At 57.9% G+C, this 22,235-nt stretch carries 20 protein-coding genes, 2 tRNA genes and 1 pseudogene; 7 read left to right on the top strand and 16 right to left on the bottom strand.

The features are described from left to right. From ABIQ96_RS08365 to ABIQ96_RS08420, 12 genes and pseudogenes are all read right to left on the bottom strand, one after another. A pseudogene (locus ABIQ96_RS08365) lies at nucleotides 1-1,028 on the bottom strand (DNA-directed RNA polymerase subunit beta'); the annotation flags it as partial. A 44-nt stretch (nucleotides 1,029-1,072) separates the two neighbouring features. Beyond that, nucleotides 1,073-5,020 carry a DNA-directed RNA polymerase subunit beta gene (rpoB, locus tag ABIQ96_RS08370; protein ID WP_348214118.1) on the bottom strand — a complete coding sequence of 1,316 codons (3,948 nt, stop codon included), beginning with the start codon at nucleotides 5,018-5,020 and terminating at the stop codon, nucleotides 1,073-1,075. A gap of 196 nt (nucleotides 5,021-5,216) precedes the next feature. Then, a complete protein-coding gene (rplL, locus tag ABIQ96_RS08375; protein WP_348214119.1) occupies nucleotides 5,217-5,588 on the bottom strand; it encodes a 50S ribosomal protein L7/L12 in 372 nt (123 codons plus the stop codon). A 139-nt stretch (nucleotides 5,589-5,727) separates the two neighbouring features. After that, nucleotides 5,728-6,333, bottom strand: a complete 606-nt coding sequence (gene rplJ, locus ABIQ96_RS08380) for a 50S ribosomal protein L10 (RefSeq protein ID WP_348214120.1) — start codon at nucleotides 6,331-6,333, stop codon at nucleotides 5,728-5,730. Between the two features lie 19 nt (nucleotides 6,334-6,352). Further along, nucleotides 6,353-7,060 carry a 50S ribosomal protein L1 gene (gene rplA, locus ABIQ96_RS08385; RefSeq protein WP_348214121.1) on the bottom strand — a complete coding sequence of 236 codons (708 nt, stop codon included), beginning with the start codon at nucleotides 7,058-7,060 and terminating at the stop codon, nucleotides 6,353-6,355. Between the two features lie 94 nt (nucleotides 7,061-7,154). Then, nucleotides 7,155-7,583, bottom strand: coding sequence for a 50S ribosomal protein L11 (gene rplK / locus ABIQ96_RS08390; RefSeq protein WP_348214122.1), 429 nt, complete (start codon nucleotides 7,581-7,583; stop codon nucleotides 7,155-7,157). 65 nt (nucleotides 7,584-7,648) lie between these two features. Next, entirely contained in the window at nucleotides 7,649-8,218 is a 570-nt protein-coding gene (nusG, locus tag ABIQ96_RS08395; protein ID WP_348214123.1) for a transcription termination/antitermination protein NusG, read from the bottom strand. Between the two features lie 42 nt (nucleotides 8,219-8,260). Further along, nucleotides 8,261-8,512 (bottom strand): preprotein translocase subunit SecE, encoded by a 252-nt coding sequence (locus ABIQ96_RS08400; RefSeq protein WP_348214124.1) that lies wholly within the window; start codon nucleotides 8,510-8,512, stop codon nucleotides 8,261-8,263. A gap of 33 nt (nucleotides 8,513-8,545) precedes the next feature. Then, nucleotides 8,546-8,621: transfer RNA gene (locus ABIQ96_RS08405), tRNA-Trp, on the bottom strand. Nucleotides 8,622-8,714: 93 nt separating this feature from the next. Beyond that, a complete protein-coding gene (tuf, locus tag ABIQ96_RS08410) occupies nucleotides 8,715-9,899 on the bottom strand; it encodes an elongation factor Tu (RefSeq protein WP_348214125.1) in 1,185 nt (394 codons plus the stop codon). Between the two features lie 48 nt (nucleotides 9,900-9,947). Continuing rightward, nucleotides 9,948-10,022 (bottom strand) — tRNA-Thr (locus tag ABIQ96_RS08415). 191 nt (nucleotides 10,023-10,213) lie between these two features. Then, nucleotides 10,214-11,029, bottom strand: a complete 816-nt coding sequence (locus tag ABIQ96_RS08420) for a TIGR00282 family metallophosphoesterase (RefSeq protein ID WP_348214126.1) — start codon at nucleotides 11,027-11,029, stop codon at nucleotides 10,214-10,216. 54 nt (nucleotides 11,030-11,083) lie between these two features. Between ABIQ96_RS08420 and ABIQ96_RS08425 the strand changes: the two genes are divergently transcribed. From ABIQ96_RS08425 to ABIQ96_RS08435, 3 genes are all read left to right on the top strand, one after another. Next, nucleotides 11,084-12,382 (top strand): hypothetical protein, encoded by a 1,299-nt coding sequence (locus tag ABIQ96_RS08425; RefSeq protein WP_348214127.1) that lies wholly within the window; start codon nucleotides 11,084-11,086, stop codon nucleotides 12,380-12,382. A 100-nt stretch (nucleotides 12,383-12,482) separates the two neighbouring features. Then, nucleotides 12,483-13,904, top strand: coding sequence for a c-type cytochrome (locus tag ABIQ96_RS08430; RefSeq protein ID WP_348214128.1), 1,422 nt, complete (start codon nucleotides 12,483-12,485; stop codon nucleotides 13,902-13,904). Nucleotides 13,905-13,958: 54 nt separating this feature from the next. Then, nucleotides 13,959-15,398: a hypothetical protein gene (locus ABIQ96_RS08435; protein WP_348214129.1), complete on the top strand. Its 1,440-nt coding sequence runs from the start codon at nucleotides 13,959-13,961 to the stop codon at nucleotides 15,396-15,398. Between the two features lie 115 nt (nucleotides 15,399-15,513). On the opposite strand, the gene ABIQ96_RS08440 is transcribed toward ABIQ96_RS08435, so the two are convergent. Beyond that, nucleotides 15,514-16,005, bottom strand: a complete 492-nt coding sequence (locus ABIQ96_RS08440; protein ID WP_348214130.1) for a hypothetical protein — start codon at nucleotides 16,003-16,005, stop codon at nucleotides 15,514-15,516. 172 nt (nucleotides 16,006-16,177) lie between these two features. Here ABIQ96_RS08440 and ABIQ96_RS08445 point away from each other — a divergent pair, with 172 nt between their 5' ends. Both ABIQ96_RS08445 and ABIQ96_RS08450 read left to right on the top strand, forming a co-directional pair. Continuing rightward, complete coding sequence (locus ABIQ96_RS08445; protein WP_348214131.1) at nucleotides 16,178-16,405, top strand: hypothetical protein; 228 nt, start codon at nucleotides 16,178-16,180, stop codon at nucleotides 16,403-16,405. A gap of 2 nt (nucleotides 16,406-16,407) precedes the next feature. Beyond that, a complete protein-coding gene (locus tag ABIQ96_RS08450) occupies nucleotides 16,408-16,815 on the top strand; it encodes a type II toxin-antitoxin system VapC family toxin (protein WP_348214137.1) in 408 nt (135 codons plus the stop codon). A gap of 59 nt (nucleotides 16,816-16,874) precedes the next feature. On the opposite strand, the gene ABIQ96_RS08455 is transcribed toward ABIQ96_RS08450, so the two are convergent. From ABIQ96_RS08455 to ABIQ96_RS08465, 3 genes are all read right to left on the bottom strand, one after another. After that, complete coding sequence (locus ABIQ96_RS08455) at nucleotides 16,875-17,288, bottom strand: hypothetical protein (RefSeq protein ID WP_348214132.1); 414 nt, start codon at nucleotides 17,286-17,288, stop codon at nucleotides 16,875-16,877. A 28-nt stretch (nucleotides 17,289-17,316) separates the two neighbouring features. Further along, a complete protein-coding gene (locus tag ABIQ96_RS08460) occupies nucleotides 17,317-18,039 on the bottom strand; it encodes an NlpC/P60 family protein (RefSeq protein ID WP_348214133.1) in 723 nt (240 codons plus the stop codon). Between the two features lie 480 nt (nucleotides 18,040-18,519). Next, nucleotides 18,520-18,987 (bottom strand): hypothetical protein, encoded by a 468-nt coding sequence (locus ABIQ96_RS08465; RefSeq protein WP_348214134.1) that lies wholly within the window; start codon nucleotides 18,985-18,987, stop codon nucleotides 18,520-18,522. 228 nt (nucleotides 18,988-19,215) lie between these two features. Between ABIQ96_RS08465 and ABIQ96_RS08470 the strand changes: the two genes are divergently transcribed. Together ABIQ96_RS08470 and ABIQ96_RS08475 are read left to right on the top strand one after the other, a co-directional pair. Next, nucleotides 19,216-20,409 (top strand): hypothetical protein, encoded by a 1,194-nt coding sequence (locus ABIQ96_RS08470; protein ID WP_348214135.1) that lies wholly within the window; start codon nucleotides 19,216-19,218, stop codon nucleotides 20,407-20,409. A 154-nt stretch (nucleotides 20,410-20,563) separates the two neighbouring features. Continuing rightward, nucleotides 20,564-22,018, top strand: coding sequence for a cytochrome P450 (locus ABIQ96_RS08475; RefSeq protein ID WP_348214136.1), 1,455 nt, complete (start codon nucleotides 20,564-20,566; stop codon nucleotides 22,016-22,018). The last annotated feature ends 217 nt before the right edge of the window (nucleotides 22,019-22,235 follow it).

Genomic DNA, 22,235 nt, shown 5'->3' on the forward strand with positions numbered 1-22,235 from the left:
CCCTGCTTACCCTTGAGTAGGTCGGACAGGCTCTTCAGGCGGCGGCGCTGACCAGTTGCGGCAACCGCGCGGCCACTGCGAGCGTTATTGTTGTCAACCAAAGCGTCAACTGCTTCTTGCAACATACGCTGCTCGTTACGACGAATGACTTCAGGAGCGTTAAGATCCATGAGTTTTTTAAGACGGTTGTTCCGGTTGATGACGCGACGATAGAGGTCGTTCAGGTCGGAAGTGGCGAAACGGCCGCCTTCGAGTGGCACCAACGGACGAAGGTCCGGTGGAATCACGGGAAGCACGGTCTGGACCATCCACTCGGGGCGGGTCTTGGAAGCCGCAAAGCCCTGGGTGATCTTAAGACGCTTGGAGAGCTTCTTCTTGTTCTGCTTGGAACGGGTGGTTCCAAGTTCCTCTTCGAGCTGCACGGTCAGTTCCGCAAGATCGAGTTGCTTGAGGAGATCCTGAATGGCTTCAGCGCCCATGGAGGCACGGAACGAGCCGTCGCCATAGGTGTCTTCCGCCTCGCGGAGTTCGTTTTCGGTGAGCAATTGGCCGACTTCGAGAGCGGTGTTGCCCTGTTCGGTGACGACGTAATCCTCATAATAAATAACGCGCTCAAGCTGGCGGGCGCTCATGTCCAGCATCAGACCGATGCGGGAAGGCATGCACTTGTAAAACCAGATGTGGGAAACCGGCACGGCCAGTTCGATGTGGCCCATGCGCTCGCGACGGACGCGGCTCAGGGTCACTTCGACACCGCAACGGTCGCAGATCACGCCCTTGTGCTTGATCCGCTTGTACTTGCCGCAGGCGCATTCCCAGTCGCGGGTGGGTCCGAAGATCCGCTCGCAGAAGAGACCGCCTTTTTCGGGCTTGAAGGTCCGGTAGTTGATGGTTTCCGGGTTCTTCACCTCGCCCTTGGACCAGGAACGGATGATTTCCGGGGAAGCGACGGTGATGGAGACTTGGTCAAATGCCTCTGGGCGCTCGTCCACGCCGAATAGTTCGCGAAGGTTGTTATCGACACTCATGTTGTTAGTAACGGTTTAGGTCAGGTTGGGGTTCGCGTTTGAAATTACAGGGTGAGGTCATCGAGGGAGTAGTCGTCCAGACCACCGGTCATGCCGGAGCCATGGGTCGAGCCCTTGCGACCCGGACGGACATCGAGTCCGAGGGATTGCATTTCCTTGATGAGAACGTTGAACGACTCGGGCGTTCCGGCTTCGAGGTTGTTGTCGCCTTTGACAATCGCCTCGTAAATCCGGGTGCGTCCTTGGACGTCGTCCGACTTGACGGTTAGAAGTTCCTGAAGGGTGTAAGCGGCACCGTATGCTTCGAGCGCCCACACTTCCATTTCTCCGAAACGCTGGCCACCGTATTGCGCCTTACCACCAAGCGGCTGCTGGGTGACGAGCGAGTATGGACCAACGGCACGAGCGTGGATCTTGTCGGCAACCAAGTGACCGAGCTTCAGGATGTAGATCATCCCGACCACGACCGGATTGTGGAAGGCCTCGCCGGTGCGACCGTCATAGAGGGTCGATTTACCACCGGTGGTGCCGTCCTTGCCGTCGCCGATCCAAGTGTAACCGCGACCTTCGGGCTCGCCGGGGCGGCGCTCACGGAGTTCACCGTTGTCACCAACGAATTTCACACCATCGACCTTCTTGGCCTTGGACATGAAATCCCAGATGACTTCTTCCTTGATGCCGTCGAAAATCGGGGTGGCAACCTTGAAACCGAGTGCCTTGGCTGCGACGCCGAGGTGGGTTTCAAGAACCTGGCCGACGTTCATCCGCGATGGCACGCCGAGCGGGTTGAGGCAGATATCAACCGGAGTTCCATCCGATAGATAAGGCATGTCTTCTTCAGGAACGATAGTGGCGACAACGCCCTTGTTTCCGTGACGACCGGCCATTTTGTCACCCACGGAGAGTTTCCGTTTAGCGGCAATGAAGACTTTGACTTCCTTGATGACGCCGGGATCGACTTCATCACCGGACTCGAGGGAGTCGAGCTTGCGCTCGCGCTCGGTGTCGAGTTCCTGGAAGCGACCTTCGAAGGATCCGATGATTTCCAGGATCTTGTTACGGATCGGGGAAGGATCGATTTCGATGTGGTCGTGAACCGAAGCGAGCTTGCGGAGAAGCGTCTTGGTGATCTTGCGGTTGGCCGGGATGATGATTTCACCGGTTTGCGCGTTGACCACGTCGAGCGGAATTTTTTCGCCTAGCAGAATGTCGGAGAGACGCTCGGTGAGGTCATCCGTCAGTTTGTCGGCCTTCTTCTTGTGCTCGTCGTTGATCTTCTTGAGCGTCTTCTTAAGCTCGACCGGATCGACCTTTTCCGCACGCTTCTTGGCGAAGCCGCTTTGGGAAACACGGACGTCCTGGACAATTCCCACGCAGCCGGATGGCACGCGCAGCGAGGTGTCTTTCACGTCAGCGGCCTTCTCACCGAAGATGGCGCGGAGGAGACGCTCTTCCGGAGCGAGTTCGGTTTCGGACTTCGGAGTGATCTTGCCGACGAGGATGTCGCCGGGTTTCACTTCCGCGCCGATGCGGATGATGCCGTCGTGGTCGAGATTGCGAAGCGCGTCCTCACCGACGTTCGGGATGTCCCGTGTGATTTCTTCCGGTCCGAGCTTGGTGTCACGGGCGGCAACGTCGAATTCGGAAATGTGGATCGAGGTGTAAACGTCGTCCTTCACCACGCGCTCGGAGATGACGATGGCATCTTCGAAGTTGTAGCCGTTCCAAGGCATGAAGGCCACGAGGACATTGCGTCCGATGGCGAGTTCGCCGTCTTCGGTGTTAGGTCCGTCGGCGAGCACCTGGCCCTTTTTGATCTTGTCGCCCTTCTTGACGATCGGCTTCTGGTTGATGCAGGTGCCGGCGTTGGAGCGCATGAACTTCCGCAGCGGATAGGCCATGATACCCTTGTCGATGTTCGTTTTCACGGACTCGGCGTCACTGAGGAATTTTTCCTCGGAAACAGGGAGTGAACCATCCGGAGTGGTGACGATGATTTCCGCAGTCGCGGCGGCAACGATGCCGTCGGCTTCGGAAACAACCACTGCGCGGGAATCGCGGGCGGCCTTGCCTTCAAGACCGGTTCCGACAAACGGAGCTTCGGAAACGAGCAGCGGCACGCCTTGGCGTTGCATGTTCGAACCCATCAGCGCGCGGTTGGCGTCATCGTGCTCGAGGAACGGGATCAGACCGGCAGCCACGGAAACGAGCTGCTTCGGCGAGACGTCCATGTAGTTCACTTCGGCAGGAAGCGCTTCGATGAACTCGCCGCCTTTTTCACGGGCGGTGATGCGTTCGGTTTGGAAGTTCCCCTTCTTGTCGATCGGGTTGTTCGCCTGAGCGATAAGGTAGTTTTCCTCTTGGTCAGCCGTGAGATACTCGATCTCGTTGGTGACACGGGAATCCACTACGCGGCGGTAAGGAGTTTCGATGAATCCGAACTCGTTGATCCGTGCATAGGTACACATCGAGTTGATGAGACCGATGTTCGGACCTTCCGGAGTTTCGATCGGGCAGATCCGGCCGTAGTGGGACGGATGCACGTCGCGGACTTCGAAGCCGGCACGGTCGCGGTTGAGACCACCTGGTCCAAGAGCCGACAGACGGCGCTTGTGGGTGAGCTCGGCGAGCGGGTTCGTTTGGTCCATGAACTGCGAGAGCTGCGAACGGCCGAAGAAATCACGCACGACGGCGGAAAGCGCCTTCGGGTTGATCAGCTTCTGCGGCGTCATGCCTTCGATGTTCACGTCGAAAAGAGTCATGCGCTCCTTCACCAAACGCTCCGTACGGGCAAGGCCCACGCGGCACTGGTTGGCAAGAAGTTCACCCACCGCACGGACGCGGCGGGAACCAAGGTGGTCGATGTCGTCGATGACACCGTCGCCTTTTTTCAGCTTCAGGATGTAACGGACAGCGGCGAGGAAATCCTCGGGAACCATGATGCGTTGGTCGGAATCCACCTGGATGCCGAGCTTCTGATTGATTTTGTAACGGCCGACGCGGGTGAGGTCGTACTTCTTCGCATCGAAGAAAAGACGCTTGAGCAGCGCACGGGCGTTGGCGGCGGTCGGTGGATCTCCAGGACGGAGTTTCCGATAGATATCCTTGAGCGCGGATTCCTCGTCCTTCGCCGGATCCTTGCGGAGCGACTTGAGAAGAATTTCGTCCTCACGTCCGTCGATGACTTCGACGTTCTTGTGGCCGAGCGCGAGAAGCTGGCGGACGATGCCGATCGTGAGCGGCTCGTAAGCCTTCGCGACGGTCAGTTCGCCATCGAGAATGTCCTCGAAAGGAACTTTGTGGCCGAGTTCGCCTTCATCCATTTTTTCGCTAAGCGGAAGGGATTCAGGGGAATAGAAATGGCTGACGATATCGCGGTCGGTCGGGTAGCCGAGGACACGCAGGAACGTCGTCGCAAGGAACTTGCGACGGCGGCGGCGGCGGTCGAGATAGACGTACAACAGATCGTTGGTATCGAACTGCACTTCCAACCAGGATCCACGGTCAGGAATGATGCGGAACGAATGAAGCAACTTGCCATTCAAGTGCTGCGAAGTTTCGAAACAGATACCCGGCGAGCGGTGAAGCTGGGAAACGATGACACGCTCGGCACCGTTGATGATGAAGGTTCCGCGGCGGGTCATCATCGGCAGTTCGCCCATGTAAACGCGCTCTTTCTTGGTACCGGTCTCGTCCTTCAGCTTGAACGTCACGTAAAGTGCCGCGCTGAAGCTCTCGCTGTTGCGCAGCGAGTCGAGCGAAGTGATCTTCGGGTCTTCGATGTCATAGGCGACGAAATCGAGTTCGATCGCTTCGTCATAACTTTTGATGGGGAAAACCTCGCGGAAAACCGCTTGGAGTCCGGCATCAGCGCGCTCGCTGGGGAGCACTTCCTTCTGGAGGAATTCATCGTAGGACCGACTCTGAACCTCAATGAGGTTAGGTGGCTCGATGACTTCTTCGAATTTCCCGAAATAGAGACGTTCAGCCATGGCGTTTAGTGGTATTCTATCTTACAAATTGAGCCCGAGCCGGTAACCGGTCTCAGGCAGGGTGGATCAAGCGATAATGAGTTTTGTCGGAATCGGCGCGAAAATCTGGATAGGATTCAAATGTTAGACTCTCGCGCCGGTCACGACAGAAAATCCCGGAGCGGAAAATTCCGCCCCGGGAATGATCTGAAAGGTGTTACTTGAGTTCGATTTTGGCACCAGCCTCTTCGAGCTTCTTCTTGGCAGCTTCGCCGGCTTCTTTGGCGACGCCTTCAAGAATCTTCGCAGGGGCACTCTCGACGAGCTTCTTCGCGTCCGCAAGTCCGAGTCCGGGAGCAACCTCACGGACCGCCTTGATGACGGCGATTTTGTTCGGGCCGCAATCGGTGATGACGACGTCGAATTCAGTCTTCTCTTCGACAGCTTCGGCGACAGCGGCAGGACCGGCGGCCACAGTAGCGGCAGCGGCGGACACGCCCCAGGTTTCTTCGAGCTTTTTAACGAGATCGACAGCTTCCAAGACGGTGAGCTTGCCGAGTTCTTCTACCAGTGTTTCAATATTAGCCATTTTTGTATTCTCCTTGTGCGGTATCGTCGCCCCCGGAGCCTCCGGGGATTTCAGAGCGACAGCCGTCGCCCCGACGAGGAACCATTATGGGTTCAGGTGACGAACGGGAGCCGCCATCACCGTCAGATCAGATTGTTTGTTATTCAGCAGCAGGTGCTTCGGTTTCGGTGGCGACTGCGGTCGGAGCCTCTTCGGCCACGACTGCGGTAGGAGCTTCGGCCTCGGCAGCTGGTGCTTCTTCGGTGGCGGCCTCGTCGGATGAGTTGGCGGCGTCCGGGTTGAATTTGTTTTGCACCACGCGGGCGATGCGGGTCGCAGGCTCGAGGATCAGTCCCAGAAGTTGGGAAAGAACCGCTTCGCGGGACGGGATGTCGGCGATGGCCTTAAGCTTTTCGGCGTCGAGCACCGCGTTGCCAAGGATACCCACCTTCATCTCGGGCTTCTTGAATTCCTTTTCGAAATTCTTGATGGCCTTCGCGGCTGCGAACACTTCGCTGTTGCCCATGACATAAGCCATTTGACCGGTGAGGTCGGCACCGATGTCCGGCATTCCGGCTTCGGCAAGGGCTTTGCGCATGTAGCTGTTCTTGGCGACGGTGCAGCTTGCACCACCTGCGTCGAGGCGATTGCGGAGTTCCGTGAATTGCTGCACGGTGAGACCGGTGTAATCGATGACGATCAGGTAAGGAGACGCGTTGACGCGATCCAACAGGCCGTTGATGATGATTTTCTTATCGGGATTCATATGCGTTGGCGGCCAGGTGTTAGGCGGATGCCTTGGTGTAGGTGGCGGCTTCCAGCGGGATGCCGGGAAGCATCGAAGCGGCGAGCGTCACGGCTTGGATGTAGTTGCCTTTGGCGGATGCCGGCTTGGCGCGGACAACGCTGTCCACGAAGGCGCGGGCGTTTTCTTCCAATTGAGCAGGCTCAAAGGAGGACTTGCCGATGGAACCCGAAACGTTGCCGTTTTTGTCGAGTTTGAAATCCACACGACCGGCTTTTACTTCGCGAACCGCCTTGGCGGTGTCGTCGGTGACGGTGCCGGTCTTCGGGTTCGGCATCAGGCCGCGAGGTCCGAGGACCCGGGCGATTTTCCGAACTTCGGTCATGGCGTCCGGAGTGGCGATCGCGGAATCGAAATCCGTGAAACCTTCCTGAACGCGCTTGATGAGATCTTCGTAACCCACGAACTCGGCACCAGCGGCAATGGCAGCTTCAGCAGCCGCGCCTTGGGCGAAAACGACAACGCGGACGTTACGTCCGGTTCCGTGTGGAAGGGAAACGGAACCACGGACCATTTGATCACTCTTCCGGGGATCCACGCCGAGGTGGAACGAAAGGGTCACGGTCGGGGTGAACTTCGGCGCCGGGAATTCCTTCACGGTGCTGATGGCGTCGGTGAGTGAGTAGCTCTTGCCGGCTTGGACAAGGGCGACTGCTTTTTTGTAGCGTTTGCTGCGATGTTTTGACATTTGCGTATCGGTTTGCAGTTCGGGCGGAAATCGCGGGATGCGCTTCCCTCCTGCGGGTGCCGGTCACTCGGTGAAGAGCTTCCGGCGGAAATGATCAGTAACCTTCGATTTCGAGGCCCATTTGGCGGGCGGTGCCGGCAAGAATGCGGCAGGCGGCCTCCGGGTCCTTGGTGTTGAGGTCGGGCATTTTGATTTTCACGACTTCCATCAGTTGGGCCTTCGTGATCTTGCCGACCTTGATCTTGTTCGCCTCTTTCGAGCCGGAAGCAAGACCCGCCACCTTCTTGAGAAGGTTACCGGCAGGGGGTTTCTTGGTGATGAAGGAGAATGACTTGTCCTTGTAAACGGAAATCACGACTGGAAGCACGTCGCCCGCTTGGGCTTGGGTGTTCGCGTTGAATTCCTTACAGAACGCCATGATATTGACACCAGCCTGACCGAGGGCCGGGCCCACTGGAGGTGATGGATTGGCGGCTCCGGCTTTGATCTGGAGCTTGATGAGTTTGACGACTTCCTTGGCCATAAAATAATGCGGTTAAACTTGCGGGAGAGGGGTGGTTGTATATTCGGGAGTGCAGGTCCAGACAATTATGCTCTTTCGACCTGCCAATATTCGAGTTCGACGGGAGTGCTGCGGCCGAAGATGGTGACCGAGACCCGCAGCTTGCCGCGTTCCGGGTCGATTTCCTCGACGATTCCGTTCTGACTTTGGAAAGGACCATCGGCCACTTTCACGGTGTCACCGACTTCGAAACTGATGGCGGGGCGGACGCTTTCCTCGCGCTCCTTGATTTGCGAAAGCATCGCTTCCACTTCGCGCGGACGCATCGGCGCGGGACGATCCTTGGTTCCTGCGAAGCCGATCACGCCTTCCATCTCCTTGATGAAAAACCAGGTCTTCTCGACGAGCTGGTTGTCCTCGGTGGCGAGGTTCATGTTGACGATGATGTAGCCGGGGAAGAATTTCTTCTTCGTCTCGGTCTTCTTGCCGCGGCGGATTTCGGAGACCATTTCGGTCGGCACGAGCACCTCGCGGATGTATTCGGTCATTCCTTCGGCCTCGGCGGTGCGGGCGATCCGGTCGCGGACCTTGCCTTCCTGGCCGGAGAGGACCTGGACTACGTACCACTGGTCGCGGAATGATTTGGTTTCTGACATGACGGGTCGGTCGGAGATTGGATGTAACGGAATACTAACGAATTAGCTGCCGAATTTGGAAAAGAGGTAGCCGGAAAAATCATGGGCACCGCCCACAATGATCACGTCCAGGAAATCCCAGAGCTGCACGAAGCCGGCAAGCAGGACCATCGCAATGAGGACGACGACGGTAGAATCGACAAGCTCCTTGTATTTTTTAAGTCCCTTGATTTTCGGATCAGACTCCCAAGGCCAGCTCGCTTTGCGGAGCTCGCCCTTTACCTCACCCAGGAAATTCGAGATTTTTGAAAACATGATGTCGCTTGTCGCTGATACTGGAATGGAAAATGGCACGGAAGGTGGGACTCGAACCCACAACCAACGGTTTTGGAGACCGCTACTCTACCAATTGAGCTACTTCCGTTTTGAGGCGACCAAAGGGCACCCCGCTATGAAAGCGGGATGCCCCTGAGTCCGGCATTCCGTGGCAAACCACAGAAGCCTCGTTGCTAAATGCTTACTTGATGATTTCACCAACCCGGCCGGCACCCACGGTCCGACCACCTTCGCGGATGGCGAAGCGCATGGTTTGTTCCATGGCGATCGGAGTGATGAGTTCGACTTCAAGGTTGATGTTGTCACCAGGCATCACCATTTCAACGCCTTCCGGAAGCTTGATGCTGCCGGTCACGTCGGTGGTGCGGAAATAAAACTGAGGACGATAGTTCGAGAAGAACGGGGTGTGGCGACCACCTTCTTCTTTGGAAAGAACGTAGATCTCGGACTTGAAGATCGTGTGACCTTTCACAGTGCCGGGCTTGGCGATGACTTGGCCGCGCTCAACTTGGTCCTTCTTGAGACCGCGGATGAGGAGACCGACGTTGTCACCGGCACGACCTTCGTCGAGAAGCTTACGGAACATTTCGATGTCGGTCACGGTGGTCTTCTGCGTGTCGCGGATACCAACGATTTCGACTTCTTCCATCTTCTTGATGATGCCGCGCTCGACACGACCGGTGCAGACCGTTCCACGACCTTCGATCGAGAACACGTCTTCAACAGGCATGAGGAAAGTTTTGTCGATCGGACGCTCAGGCTCAGGGATGTAGGAATCCACGGCATCCATGAGCTTCATGACGTTTTCCATTTGAGCGGCGTCGCCATCGAGGGCGAGCTTCGCGGAACCCATGACGATTGGAATCTCGTCACCTGGGAATTCATACATGGAAAGGAGGTCACGGACTTCCATTTCGACGAGTTCGAGAAGCTCGGCATCGTCCACAAGGTCAACCTTGTTCATGAAAACGACGAGAGCGGGAACGCCGACCTGACGGGCAAGCAGGATGTGCTCGCGGGTTTGTGGCATCGGGCCGTCGGCAGCGGAAACAACGAGGATACCACCGTCCATCTGGGCAGCACCGGTGATCATGTTCTTCACATAGTCGGCGTGACCGGGGCAGTCCACGTGAGCATAGTGGCGCTTGACGGTTTCGTATTCGACGTGGGCGGTGTTGATCGTGATACCGCGCTCACGCTCTTCGGGAGCAGCGTCGATGTCGGCGTAGCTTTTCTTTTGGGCGAGGCCCTTGTCAGCAAGCGTGTTGGTGATTGCTGCGGTGAGGGTGGTTTTGCCGTGGTCAACGTGACCGATCGTGCCGATGTTTACGTGCGGCTTGTTGCGCTGGAATGCTTCTTTTGCCATGGTGGTTGTTGTTCTGCTTGAGACTGTTGAGATTTTTCGAGATTGCCCTGGAGCTCGCGGGGGGAATTGAACCCCCGACCTCATCCTTACCAAGGATGCGCTCTACCCCTGAGCTACGCGAGCAATAGACATGTATCGCTCCACCTTCAACCCGACAAAAACACCGCGACCAATCTCATAAAAGAGCGAGACCAGGCGCGGCACCCCTGACTTGATGTGGGGAAGAGCGGGCGGACAGTAGCAAAGCCCCCCACCCTGTCAAAAAAAATCTCAATGAAAAGAAAATTTATCCGAATCCCTTGAAAATGCAAGGATCACGGGGCCGAAGCATCCCCTTCCGGCATCATCATCGAGAGCCTTTTGATGGCCAGACAGGTGCCGTTTTCCGAATCCACATCCACGATCACCCCGCACAGCCTAACCGGTCCTTTCGCGATGGGAAAACGCGTCGGCATTCCCGATTTGAAACGCCACACCACGGACTCGATGCTGCGCCCGAGGATGGATTCCTCCGGACCGCACATTCCGGCATCGGTGAGGTAGCCGGTTCCTCCGGGAAAAATGTTTTCATCCGCCGTTTGCACGTGAGTGTGGGTGCCAACCACCAGCGAAACCTTGCCGTCGAGCATCCGTCCCATGGCGATCTTTTCACTGGTGGTTTCCGCATGGAAATCCAGCACGATGGCCATCACCCCGTCCGCGCGCAGCCGTTCAACTTCTTTTTCAACCGCGAGATACGGATTTTCCAAGGGCGGCTGGATGAAGGATCGGCCCTGCGCCTGGATCACGCCGACCCGGCCCTTCGCCGTTTCCAAAACCACGCTCCCTGCTCCCGGCGTACCTTGCGGATAATTGATCGGCCGCAGCAGCCGGGGCTCCGTCGGGAAATAATCAACGATTTCCTGCTGATCCCAAACATGGTCGCCGGTCGTGATGACGGCCGCTCCCGCCCGCAGCAGATCGATGGAAATCTTTGGAGTAATCCCCTTGCCACCGGCTGAATTCTCTCCGTTGACGATGCAAAAATCGAGACCTTCCGACAGTTTAAGGAGCGGTAACTGCTCGATGACCGCCTTGCGGCCGGGTTCACCGACCACGTCACCGAGAAATAAAATACGAATCGCTGGCATTTGTTCTCGGGAACCCTCCACATTCGCCAGCTCCCCGACAATCCAATTTCCTGAATGATCTGCAACCCCACCCGTCGCCTGCTGCTCTTGTTTGCCGTCGCCACGTTGGTTGCGGTGGGCTTCATGTGGAAATTCCAAGCCAAGCTACCCTCTGTTTCTCCTACGCCATCGCCAAAACCAGCGCCGCCCGCGCTATCGATGCTCGCCCCGCCACCGGATTGGTCACGGCTTGAAATCTACCAGAATACCATCACCCGCGAGGAATTCGAACGCCTCCTCACCACCGTATTCACCACGGGAAATGCTTGGCGGGAGTCCATTGAAATCACCCCGACCGAGGCCCGTATCAAGACCGGCAGCTCGCCGAGCGACGCCATTTTCACCCTCCATTTCGCCCCGGCTGTCGGAGAAACTGCCGCTCCCCGGCATTGGCACACAGCGTCCGAACTTCCTCCCACCACTCCCGACAAGCCCCTCGCCGGCCTCAAAATAGCCATCGATCCCGGCCACATCGGCGGCGAATGGGCGAAAATGGAGGAGCGCTGGATGGTCGTCGGCGATGGCAAACCCGTCTGCGAGGGCGACATGACCCTGCAGGTCGCCCAACTCCTTAAACCGAAAATCGAAGCCCTCGGTGCAAGCGTTTCCCTCGTCCGCGAGAAAAACGAACCCGTCACTCCGATCCGCCCCGAGTCCTTGCTCACCCTTGCCCGAGAATCCAGCGGGCCGAACGCTTCCCCTGCGGAAATCCAGAAAACCGCCGAGCGCCTGTTTTACCGCACCGCCGAGATTCGCGCCCGTGCCGACCTCGTCAACACCACCCTCAAGCCCGACCTTGTCCTCTGCCTCCATTTCAATGCCGAGCCATGGGGCGATCCGAAACAGCCCATTCTTATCGACCGCACCCACCTCCACCTTCTTCTCAACGGAGCTTACGGTGACGACGAAGTCATCCTCGCCGACCAGCGTTTCGCGCTACTCGAAAAACTCCTTCAGCGCACTCATCAGGAAGAAGCACTCGTCGGAGCCAGCGTCGCCGACACCTTTGCGGAAATCAGCCACCTGCCTCCCTACGTTTATCCGCCTGACTCGAAAAACGCCCGCCCCGTAGCCGGTCACCTCTACCTCTGGGCGCGGAACCTCCTCGCCAACCGCCTCTATGACTGCCCCGTTATTTTCATGGAGCCATACGTCATGAATTCCACCATCGACTACCCACGTTTCCAAGCCGGCGACTACGACGGACTTCGGGAAATCGGCGGAAAAATGCAACCCTCCATCTTCCGCGAATATGCCGATGCCGTCGCCACCGGACTCGCGAATCACTACCGATCCCGCTCGGAGGCGAAGTAATTTCCCCGGTCGGCCCGAATAGGCTGGTATTACGGTCCTACAATCAACCGATAAAGATTTTTGAAATCCTACGGTAAAAGTCCGCAGACAAAAACCTGACATGACCCGATTTCTTCTCTCCTCTGGTTTCACCATCGCTTTTGCAGCGCTTAACGCTTCCGCCCAAGACGGCCAGCAGCTCTTCACCCTCTATTGCTCCGCCTGTCACGGCGTGGATGGAAAAGGAGCCACTGGCGGCACATTCCCGCCCCTATCAGAAAGTCCGTGGGCAAGCGGCGATGCCGACCGCGCCGTCAAAATCGCGCTCAAGGGACTCACCGGCCCCGTCGATGTGTTGGGAAAAACCTACAACCTCGAAATGCCGCCTCAAGGCGCCGTCCTTCCCGACGACCAACTCGCCGCGATCCTCACCTACGTCCGCTCGGCGTGGGGAAATCAAGCGGGCCCCGTCACCGCCGATCAGGTCAAAACCATCCGCGCCACCGTCTCCGACCGCAACGCGCCGTGGACCGCCGAGGAAATCCTCAAGCTGCACCCGCTTCCCCTCGAAAAAACCGCTCTCACCAATCTCCTCTCCCAAGCCTATTCCGGAAAGTGGAGCAGCATTCCTGATTTCTCACAACTGAAGGCCGAAAACATCGAGGAAGAACACGACGGCATCATCAGCCTGAAAAAAGCTCCGTTTGAAGACAACTTCGCCATGGTCTGGCAGGCCGACTTCGAAGCACCCGCCGATGGAGAATACACCTTCTTGCTAGATGCGGACGACGCGGCCTCCATCATCATCGATGGCAAGAAAATCGTCGAAATCAAAGGCGCCGGCCCGATGAACGGCAGCCGGGCAAGACAGGCGAAAACCACTCTAACTAAAGGTGCTCGCAAGTTCCGAGTCGAATTCCTCGAACTCAGCGACAACCAGGGCATCGCCATCGGTTGGCAGGGACCCGGCGTAAAAAACTGGAAATGGCTGACCGACGATACCGCCAAACCGGCGAAAACCCACACCCCGATTCCCATCGAACCCGCCAACGGCCGCCCCGTCATCTATCGGAACTTCATCGACGGCACCACCCCACGCGCCATCGGCGTCGGCTTCCCCGGCGGCCTTAACCTCGCCTACAGCGCCGACAATCTTGCGCCCGAAATCCTCTGGACGGGTAAATTCATCGACGGATCCTACAAATGGATCGAACGCGGCACCGACGCCTCTCCGCCTGCCGGGGAAAACGTCGTCAAGCTCACCACCACCCGCGCCCTCCCTACCGAAGCCCGCTTCCGTGGCTACAAGCTGGATCCGGCGGGAAATCCCACCTTCTCCGTGCAGATCGGCGACCAGATCCTGCTCGACTCCTGGCATGCGGAATCAGGCGCGCTCGTCCGCAAACTCAGCGTCAGCCGCTCACCCCTCGAAATCCAGATCCCCCAGCCACCCGAACTGATCGTCGAAGGAGCCTCCGGAAAATCCTCCCTCCAGCTCACGCCGGGGACACCCGTCACTCTCACCTACCGTTGGAAGCCCTAGTCTTCATCTTCCTGAAAACTGAACACTGAAAACTAGCAACTCACTTTCCTTCCCATGCGCTTCCTCTCCATCCTTCTTCTAACCGCCGCCTTCGCCCACGCGGCCCAACAATCCGACTTCTACCTCCGCGAGGAGATCCCGCTTCCTCCCGGCGAGGTCATGGAAATTGGTTCCATCGCCCTGATGCCTGACCAGAAAGTCGCCGTCACCACCCGCCGCGGCGATTTGTGGATCTGCACCGGCGCTTACGGCAGCGATCTAACGAAAGTCACCTGGAAAAAATTCGCCCAAGGCCTGCACGAACCCTTCGGCATGTTCTACAAAGATGGCGCGTTCTATCTGACCCAGCGCCCCGAAGTTTCCAAGATCAAGGACACCGATGGCGACGGCCTCGCCGACACCTTTGAAACGATCTGCTCCGACTGGGGCATCAAGGGCGACTACCACGAATACGCCTTCGGCAGCACGCCGGATAAAAACGGCGATATCTGGGTCGTCCTCTGCCTCACCGGTTCCTTCACCGCGGAATCCAACTGGCGCGGCTGGTGCGTCCGGGTCACTCCGGATGGAAAAATGATTCCGACCTGCTCCGGCATCCGCTCGCCCGGCGGAATCGGATTCAATGCGGAAGGCGATGCGTTCTACATGGACAACCAAGGCGTCTGGAACGGTTCGTCGTCGCTCAAATGGCTCAAGCCAGGCTCGTTCCAAGGCAATCCTTCCGGCAACAAATTCGCGAAACTCGCCAATCTCCCCGCCCCGCCGGATGTCGCCGACAAGTCCCGCATTCTAACTGAGCGCACGAAGTTCCCCGAGTTCATTCCGCCCGCCGTCATTTTCCCGCATGGAAAAGTCGGTCAATCCCCCACCGGCATCGCCTGTGACACCAGCGGCGGAAAATTCGGCCCGTGGGAAAAACAACTCTACGTCGGCGAGCAAACCCACTCGCAGGTCCAGCGGGTCTGTTTGGAAAAAGTCAACGGTCTCTATCAGGGCGCGGTTTTCAAATTCCTCGAAGGTTTTGAAGCCGGCATCATCCCGCTCCGTTACGACAACGACGCCGGCGTCATGTTCGCCGGTGGCTCCAACCGCGGCTGGGCCTCGCGCGGCAGCAAACCGTTCACTTTCGAACGCGTCAAATGGACCGGCAAAACACCGTTTGAAATCGAAACCATGACCGCCAACTCCGACGGCTTCACACTGAAGTTCACCGAGCCCGTCGATCCCGCCACCGCCGGCAATCCCGCCAGCTACGCGATGGACGCCTTCACCTACATTTTCCAAGCCGAATACGGCAGCCCGGAAGTCGATCAGGCCACCCCGAAAATCACAGCCGCCGTTGTTTCCCCCGACAAAAAATCCGTCCGCCTGAAAATCGACGGCCTCGTCCGCGGTCACATCCATCATCTCGAAGCCAAAGGCGTGAAATCCGCCACCAGCGGCACCCTTTGGCACTCGGATGCTTGGTACACGCTTAACGAGATCCCAAACTAACGGACCGCGAACTTTATTTCGCCTCTTGTGTTCGTCCAGCGCCAGCGCCGACGAACACTCTTCCGCGCCGCTACCCCTTCAAACGCGCGAAATCAATTTCGCGCTCCAATTTCCCTCAGCACAATCCCGTCAGCGCCTTCGGGATCTTCCGCTGGTGATCCCTGAGCGCACGAATAATCCCCGGCGCACCCTGGAAGTGAAGCATGATCCGGTCGCACGAGTCGCGGACCCAGCGCAGATGGAGATCACTCCGTTGCTGACCGGCAACCACCGTGAACATCGCACTGCGTTCCTCATCCGGACGATGCAGTTCGATCCTTTCTAGAAGCGAATACATCTGCGGATCCTCGAATCCGGAATCGATGTTCTCCCGAATGCACTCAAAGAGAAACGGAAGGTATTCGGTCTGGGTCCGGATGGTTGTGCGGCGGGATGGGGTGAACTCGCGATCAAGCTCCTCCAGGATTTCCTCGGAACTGGCTTCGGGCTGCCGGTCATAGCCGCGGCCCCAGCGTCGCTTAAAAAGCACCACCAGCCCCCATGCCAGCGGAGCCACGATCACGGGGCTCCACATGAAAAACCGGGAGAGCGCTTGGAGAGGTTCCATTAGAGAATCACTCTGGAGCAAAATCTCCCGATGAAAAGCAGGAAAGAGGAAGGAAGCGGTCAACGGGGGTTCCTTGATGATCGTCGAGAATCCTTGGAGTATGAGACATCGGCTCTTCCTCAAGCCGAAGATTTGGGCTGGAATCCGCTTCAGAAAAAGCTACTTTGCCAACATGAGTTCACTCGCAATGGAGGTGGAAGCAACCCTCAGCAGTCTGGATCCGCCAACGGCTGCCAAGTTTGAGCGCTTGATCAGAGACGCCGTGGAACTGGTGCGCCCTGCTGCTAGAAATCCAGCGATTTTGGATAATTCCTACTTCGATTCCGTCATCGGTGCCTTTTCCGACGTCGAATTCGCACGTCCTGCGCAAGGTGAACTTCCCAGTGCGAAAACGTGGTAATGATGTGGTTGCCCGATACCAATTTCTGGATCGAAATCCTAAAGCGTCCGGATGGGCCTGCCGCTGACAGATTCCGTCAATGCCAGAGTGGGGATTTGAAAACGTCTGTCATTGTTTGGGCTGAATTGCTCCACGGTGCGCGGAAATACGGGCTTCCTGAAAAACGACGGCTGATCATCCACCAACTTCTCCAGCCATTCGAATGCCTGCGGGTGGATCTGGCCGTGGCAGAGCGCTATGCCGAAATTCGGAATGATTTGGAAATAAAGGGACTGATCATTGGCCCGTTTGATCTGCTCCTCGCCGCCACAGCCTTGGCTCATGACCTCACCCTGGTCACTCACAACACGGGCGAGTTCAAACGAGTGGCGGATTTACGGGTGGAAGATTGGACGGCGAGTCCCGCCTAATGTGGTTCATCTCTCATCGAGATTCCGAAAACGGGAAATCGCCACCCACGCATCAGTTCCTAAAACCGCCCGTTCTCCGCCCGTGGTTTGGCATAGATCGGCGCGAAGCTGAGAATACAGGCGATGGCCGTGACGAACATCGCCTGCTGGGTCGCGGGAAATTCTTTCCCTACTCCGAACAGCCCGACAAAGCCGATCCCCTCGGAGAGTGCCAGCCCCACGATCATCGCCGGTAGTTTCCTGACAATCGCATCGATTTTCGGAATCACCAGAAACCGGATCGCCAACGCAGTGAACGCCAAGCCTCCTGCAATCGCCAGAAACATCATCGGCGGATTTCCATGATCCTCACCCTTCGGAATCCCTCCTCCCACCATGAACTGGATCATCACCAACCCGTTGAGGATCGCGAACCAGATGATCCAGAACACGAGGGCGGGCGGCGATTTGGGAGAGTCTTGCTGGGGATCCACGACTGAAAAATGAAGTGCCGCCACCGATCTAGCAAGCCTCCACTCGCTCCAGCACTGTCCACCGCTGCATCTTCACCATCGCATTGAAGTAATAATTCGGATCGGTGGCAGGACTGCTGATAGTGACTTTGACCGGGCCGGGATCGGCTTGAATCCAATCGCCATTGCCGAGGTAGACCATCACATGCCGGCCGTCTGCCGTCACCGCGAGATCACCGCGCACGAGAGTCGTGAAATCCAAATCGCGGAGTTTCCCCCCTGCTCCCGTCGGACGGGTGAATCCACGGTAATTTTCTCCCAGAGCCTTCGCGCTGGTGTCGAACCACCACTGCCGCGCCCACTCGCGGAAAGCCGCGCCGTTGGCATTTTCGCAGCCCTCCACCCACAGCGCATCACGCAATGCCCGCCGCGGCAGCCCGGAGCAATCGATCGCCCAATGACTTTCACCGCCCCACACGTAGGAGGCTCCTTCCACTCCTCTCATCGCCGCGATGTAACGGTCCCGCTGCTTGGCCGGATGAAGTGGCTTGCCAGGGAGTAAAAACGGAACCGCCGCGAGCAGGGGCAATGCCATCACGACGACTCGCCAGATTTTCCGCTGCCAGATGTAGCCAAGGCCCGCCGTCCACGCGGCGGCTAGAGAAAGAAAAAGCCCGTATCGCAAGACCCAGTCGTGGAACGGCCAAACCGCCAGCACGATCAACCCGGTGACACCCGCAATGAAAACCAGCCGATGGAATTTCCGAAACATCCGGAAGCATTCACCGGTCCGCTAGAATTTTGCGATGCGGAAACGCTGCTTCACGGAGATTTCACGAGGGCTTCATCAAACCCGCCGGCCGAACATCGAGCCTCTCTTCGGCAGGTGCAGGAGCTGCTAGTGAATGCTGAAAGGAGCACTCATCGATCGCATGAACATCATGCCCATTGCCAGAAATAGGAGTAAGCCGCTGACAATCGTCCACCAGACATTCCAGATCCGTCTGGGATGCCGCTCCAACACCAGCGAACCAATCGCCCAAATCACTGGAACTCCGAGAAACAGCCAGCCAAAATTTCGGACGAAAAGTGCCGTGGTATTCCAATGGATCCGAGGGTCGGAAGATTCATATCCGCTGGTCATAAGCCTCACCGCAAAGGTTCCGACGATTACCACCATGACCTGCAGACCTGCGAGGATTGAAACGGGATGAGAGGTTGGAGCCATTGCTTCAATTTTTCGGAAAACTTTTCATCCGGGCACCGCGACCTGAGCGTGATCCAGATACTTGAAAGGCGTGAACTCTCCGTTCTGGATCGCGAGACTGAGGTGATAGAGAGCGGCGCGGTCGGCCTCGCCGGTCAGGTTTTTCAATCCGCGCTGAAGGATGTCTTCACCGTATTCGGGCGCGTGCAGCGGGCCGAAAGCGATCTCCAACATGCGGAGGTAGATTTGCTTTTCCTGCGGGTGATCCAGTAGGAGCTGCTCGTAGGATTCCATCGCTCCCTCGAGGTCGCCGCGGATGGCTTTGGACGCGGGGATGCCATAGGCGGGCTGGGCTTTGGCGAATTTCTCGGTGGGCAGGCACGAGAGGAGTTCGGCGAATTTCCGGCCAATCCAGTGGGCGGCGGGGTAGCCGGTGGCGATGCCGATGACGACACAGCCGGTGACCATCATGAGAACCACCAGAAAGGCTTGGATGAATGAGACGGAGTCCATGAGGATATTTCCGAAAGGGTTTGATGAACCTGTTTCTTAAAGCAGGACTGCTAGAGAATGCCAAGCGGGAAATGTGTCCCGGCTGTCTTAGCCGGTGCCAGTTTAAAAAATCCGGCTGAGACAGCCGGGGCACTTTCTGAAAAGGATCGCGCGGAATAAATTCCTCGCCCCCCGTTTTAACGGGCTTGCCGCCGTCGGGCTGCCGGAACAGCCTTCGCCCGCCTGAGCATGAGTGACATTTACCCTGCCGAGAACCCGCCCCGGACGCCTGCCGCCGGGGTGCGGAAGCGACATGTTTTCTATTTCAGCGGGTTTGATCCGCGCGGACCGGCGCACTATCACACGCTTTACGGCGAACAGGGGAAACTCCACACGCCGCTCAACGGACTGGATCTGGATGTGGGAAAACGCCGCCGCGTCGGCAAGCTGGCGAACGCGTGGACGGTGACCGCCGGGGACACCGAGACGGAGTATGAATTTCTGCGCTGGGACGACATCATCCGCAACCGCTGGCCGAAGAACGAGTGGCAGTTGTTGAAATCGGCGGTGCCGGTTTACTGGGTTTTCCTGAAGGCGAACCTGGTCGGGCGCTTGTTGAAAATCGCGTGGCCGTCGGCGCTGACGGTGTCGTATCCGATCATCGCGTTTCTCGGACTGCTGCTCACCGGCGCGTTCCTGGCAGTAGCGGCGGGGATTTTCCTGCCGCTTTATCTCGGGCTCCCGCTGGCGGCGGGGATTCTGGTGGGGACGATTTTCCTCGGGCGCTGGCTGGACGACCGGTTCCGGAGTTTCTGGCTGCTGCGGGTTTACGGAGCGATGCAGCCGTGGGCGTATGGGAAAATGCCGGAACTGGACGAGCGGATCCGTGAATTCGCGGATCACATCGCGGAGCGGATCAAGGGCAGCGATGCGGACGAAATTCTAGTGGTTGGACACAGCGTGGGGACGATTTTGACCGTGCCACTGGTGGTGGAATTGCTGAAACGAGAGCCGGAGTTGGGCGTGCGCGGGCCGGCGTTCGGTTTGGTTTCGCTGGGAAATTGCCTGCCGTTGGTGAGTTTGCTGCCCGGTTCGGGAAAACTCCGCGAGGATTTGAAAACGGTGGCGACGGCCCCCGGCGTACGGTGGCTGGATTTCTCCGCACGGCGCGACGGAGCGAGCGTGACGCAGGTGGATCCGCTCAAGGTTTCCGGAATTTCACGCCCCGAAGGCATCCCGGTGAGGCCGCAGCAATTTCCCGTGCGGATCGTGAAAATGTTCCCGCCGGATGTTTACGCGGTGATCAAGAAGGACATTTTCCGCATCCATTTCCAATATATCATGGCCGGTGAGCTGCTCACCGATTACGACTTTTTCGCGATCACCGCCGGTCCGATGAGCCTGGCGGAACGCTTTCCCGAAAACGCGATTTCACCCGCTTGAGAAGAGGAAATGCAAACCACGAAATACACGAGAGAACACGAAATCCAAAAAGGAAGGATCAGCACTTCAGATCGAGTCGCGGGATTTCCAGCCCCCCTCTTTTCGTGCCCTTTCGTGTATTTCGTGGTTCCCATCTTTGAATTCTGAATCCCCAATGGCCTACACCCCGCCCTATCCGAAACCGCTGGACCGGACGTCGAAGCGATCCCTGTGGAATCTCTTCAAGCGCGGCCGCCGGTCGTGGCTGGCCACCCTGTATGAAGGCAGCTACTCGGGTAAAATGTCGCGAGTGCGGTTGCCGGGCGTGCAGCTTTTCCTGGTGAAATTCCCGGACCTGATCAAGGAGGTGCTGGTCGATAAATACGACAAGTATCCGAAGCACGAGCTGTCGGAAACGGCGCTCAAGCCATTGTTAGGCGAAAGCATTTTCACGACGAACGGCCCGGTCTGGGAACGCCAGCGGCGGATGCTCGACCCGGCGTTCGGCCAGGCGAAATTGAAGGAAGTCTTCTCGCTGATGACCGGCGGCGCGGATGCGATGATGGACCGGCTCGACGCGGTGCCGGACGGTGGCATCGCCGACATCGAGATCGAGATGACGCACGTGACGGCGGACATCATCCTGCGGACGATTCTATCCGAATCGCTCGAGGGCGAGGGCGCGCGGAAGATTTTCAACGCGTTCAACCTGTTCCAGGAAAAAGCGGTGGTGATGATCCAGCTCAGCTTTTTCCGCCTGCCGCTGTGGCTCGCGCCGCGGCACTACATGATTTGGAAACGCACGGGCAAGGAGATCCGCGAGTTGTTAGCCGTATCGATCCGAGGACGTTACGAAGCCTATCAGCGCGGCGAAACCGGCGAGTATAAGGACATCCTCCAATCACTGCTGGAAACCCGCGACACGGTGGACGGCTCGGCCTATACGCTGGTGGAGCTGGTGGATCAGGTGGCGATGTTGTTCCTTGCCGGGCACGAGACGTCGGCGAGCGCGTTGTCGTGGTCGTTGTTCCTGCTTTCCAAATGCCCGGAGATCCAGGAGCGGCTGCACGAGGAAACCATCGCGCTGCTGGGCGACCGCCCGCCGGAGTTCAAGGACATCCCGCGGCACCGGCAGATCCGCAATGTCTTCCGCGAGACGATGCGGATCTATCCGCCGGTCGGCTTCCTCACCTTCCGCAAGGCAACGGGCGGGCAAAAATTGCAAAAGCACGATCTTCCCGACGGTTCGCCGGTCGTCATTTCACCCTGGCTGGTGCACCGCCACCGCGAGCTGTGGGACCGGCCTAACGAATTCGATCCAGATCGCTTCGAAGGCGGGCTCGATCAGCCGCAATGCGCCTACATCCCTTTCGGCCAAGGCCCGCGGATCTGCATCGGCGCGGCGTTTGCGATGCAGGAGGCGATGTTGATCCTGGCCTCGCTCACACGGCGCTATCGCTTCGAACCCGGCCCCGGTCCGGATCCGGAGCCGACCTCGCGGCTGACGATCCGCTCGCTCGACGGGATTTCACTGCGCGTCTGGAAACGGCCGAAGGTGAAACACGAGCAGACGATTCCGGATGAGCCGGAGGAAGCACCGGTGGAAGCGGCGAAGTGTCCGTTTCATTGACGAGTCTTCAGGATGAAGATTTTTCCAACCGCAGATGGACTCAGATAAACACAGATGAAAGAAGGGATAAGAGAAAAGGTGGGTTCTTTTCATCTTTCCATCTGCGTATATCCTGACGGTATGAAGTCATTCAGCAACCGGCGCTGGGCAGACCGCAATGGTTAGTTCAACGTCCCTCGCGGAACCCGTGAGTGCTGCAACACGCATGGGTGGCCGA

It is taken from the genome of Luteolibacter sp., assembly GCF_039920825.1.
Lineage (GTDB): Bacteria > Verrucomicrobiota > Verrucomicrobiia > Verrucomicrobiales > Akkermansiaceae > Luteolibacter.

Coding starts and splice junctions, on each gene's coding strand:
- rpoB (WP_348214118.1), bottom strand. CDS start 5,020: ATGGCTGAACGTCTCTATTTCGGGAAATTCGAAGAAGTCATCGAGCCA.
- rplL (WP_348214119.1), bottom strand. CDS start 5,588: ATGGCTAATATTGAAACACTGGTAGAAGAACTCGGCAAGCTCACCGTC.
- rplJ (WP_348214120.1), bottom strand. CDS start 6,333: ATGAATCCCGATAAGAAAATCATCATCAACGGCCTGTTGGATCGCGTC.
- rplA (WP_348214121.1), bottom strand. CDS start 7,060: ATGTCAAAACATCGCAGCAAACGCTACAAAAAAGCAGTCGCCCTTGTC.
- rplK (WP_348214122.1), bottom strand. CDS start 7,583: ATGGCCAAGGAAGTCGTCAAACTCATCAAGCTCCAGATCAAAGCCGGA.
- nusG (WP_348214123.1), bottom strand. CDS start 8,218: ATGTCAGAAACCAAATCATTCCGCGACCAGTGGTACGTAGTCCAGGTC.
- ABIQ96_RS08400 (WP_348214124.1), bottom strand. CDS start 8,512: ATGTTTTCAAAAATCTCGAATTTCCTGGGTGAGGTAAAGGGCGAGCTC.
- tuf (WP_348214125.1), bottom strand. CDS start 9,899: ATGGCAAAAGAAGCATTCCAGCGCAACAAGCCGCACGTAAACATCGGC.
- ABIQ96_RS08420 (WP_348214126.1), bottom strand. CDS start 11,029: ATGCCAGCGATTCGTATTTTATTTCTCGGTGACGTGGTCGGTGAACCC.
- ABIQ96_RS08425 (WP_348214127.1), top strand. CDS start 11,084: ATGATCTGCAACCCCACCCGTCGCCTGCTGCTCTTGTTTGCCGTCGCC.
- ABIQ96_RS08430 (WP_348214128.1), top strand. CDS start 12,483: ATGACCCGATTTCTTCTCTCCTCTGGTTTCACCATCGCTTTTGCAGCG.
- ABIQ96_RS08435 (WP_348214129.1), top strand. CDS start 13,959: ATGCGCTTCCTCTCCATCCTTCTTCTAACCGCCGCCTTCGCCCACGCG.
- ABIQ96_RS08440 (WP_348214130.1), bottom strand. CDS start 16,005: ATGGAACCTCTCCAAGCGCTCTCCCGGTTTTTCATGTGGAGCCCCGTG.
- ABIQ96_RS08445 (WP_348214131.1), top strand. CDS start 16,178: ATGAGTTCACTCGCAATGGAGGTGGAAGCAACCCTCAGCAGTCTGGAT.
- ABIQ96_RS08450 (WP_348214137.1), top strand. CDS start 16,408: ATGTGGTTGCCCGATACCAATTTCTGGATCGAAATCCTAAAGCGTCCG.
- ABIQ96_RS08460 (WP_348214133.1), bottom strand. CDS start 18,039: ATGTTTCGGAAATTCCATCGGCTGGTTTTCATTGCGGGTGTCACCGGG.
- ABIQ96_RS08465 (WP_348214134.1), bottom strand. CDS start 18,987: ATGGACTCCGTCTCATTCATCCAAGCCTTTCTGGTGGTTCTCATGATG.
- ABIQ96_RS08470 (WP_348214135.1), top strand. CDS start 19,216: ATGAGTGACATTTACCCTGCCGAGAACCCGCCCCGGACGCCTGCCGCC.
- ABIQ96_RS08475 (WP_348214136.1), top strand. CDS start 20,564: ATGGCCTACACCCCGCCCTATCCGAAACCGCTGGACCGGACGTCGAAG.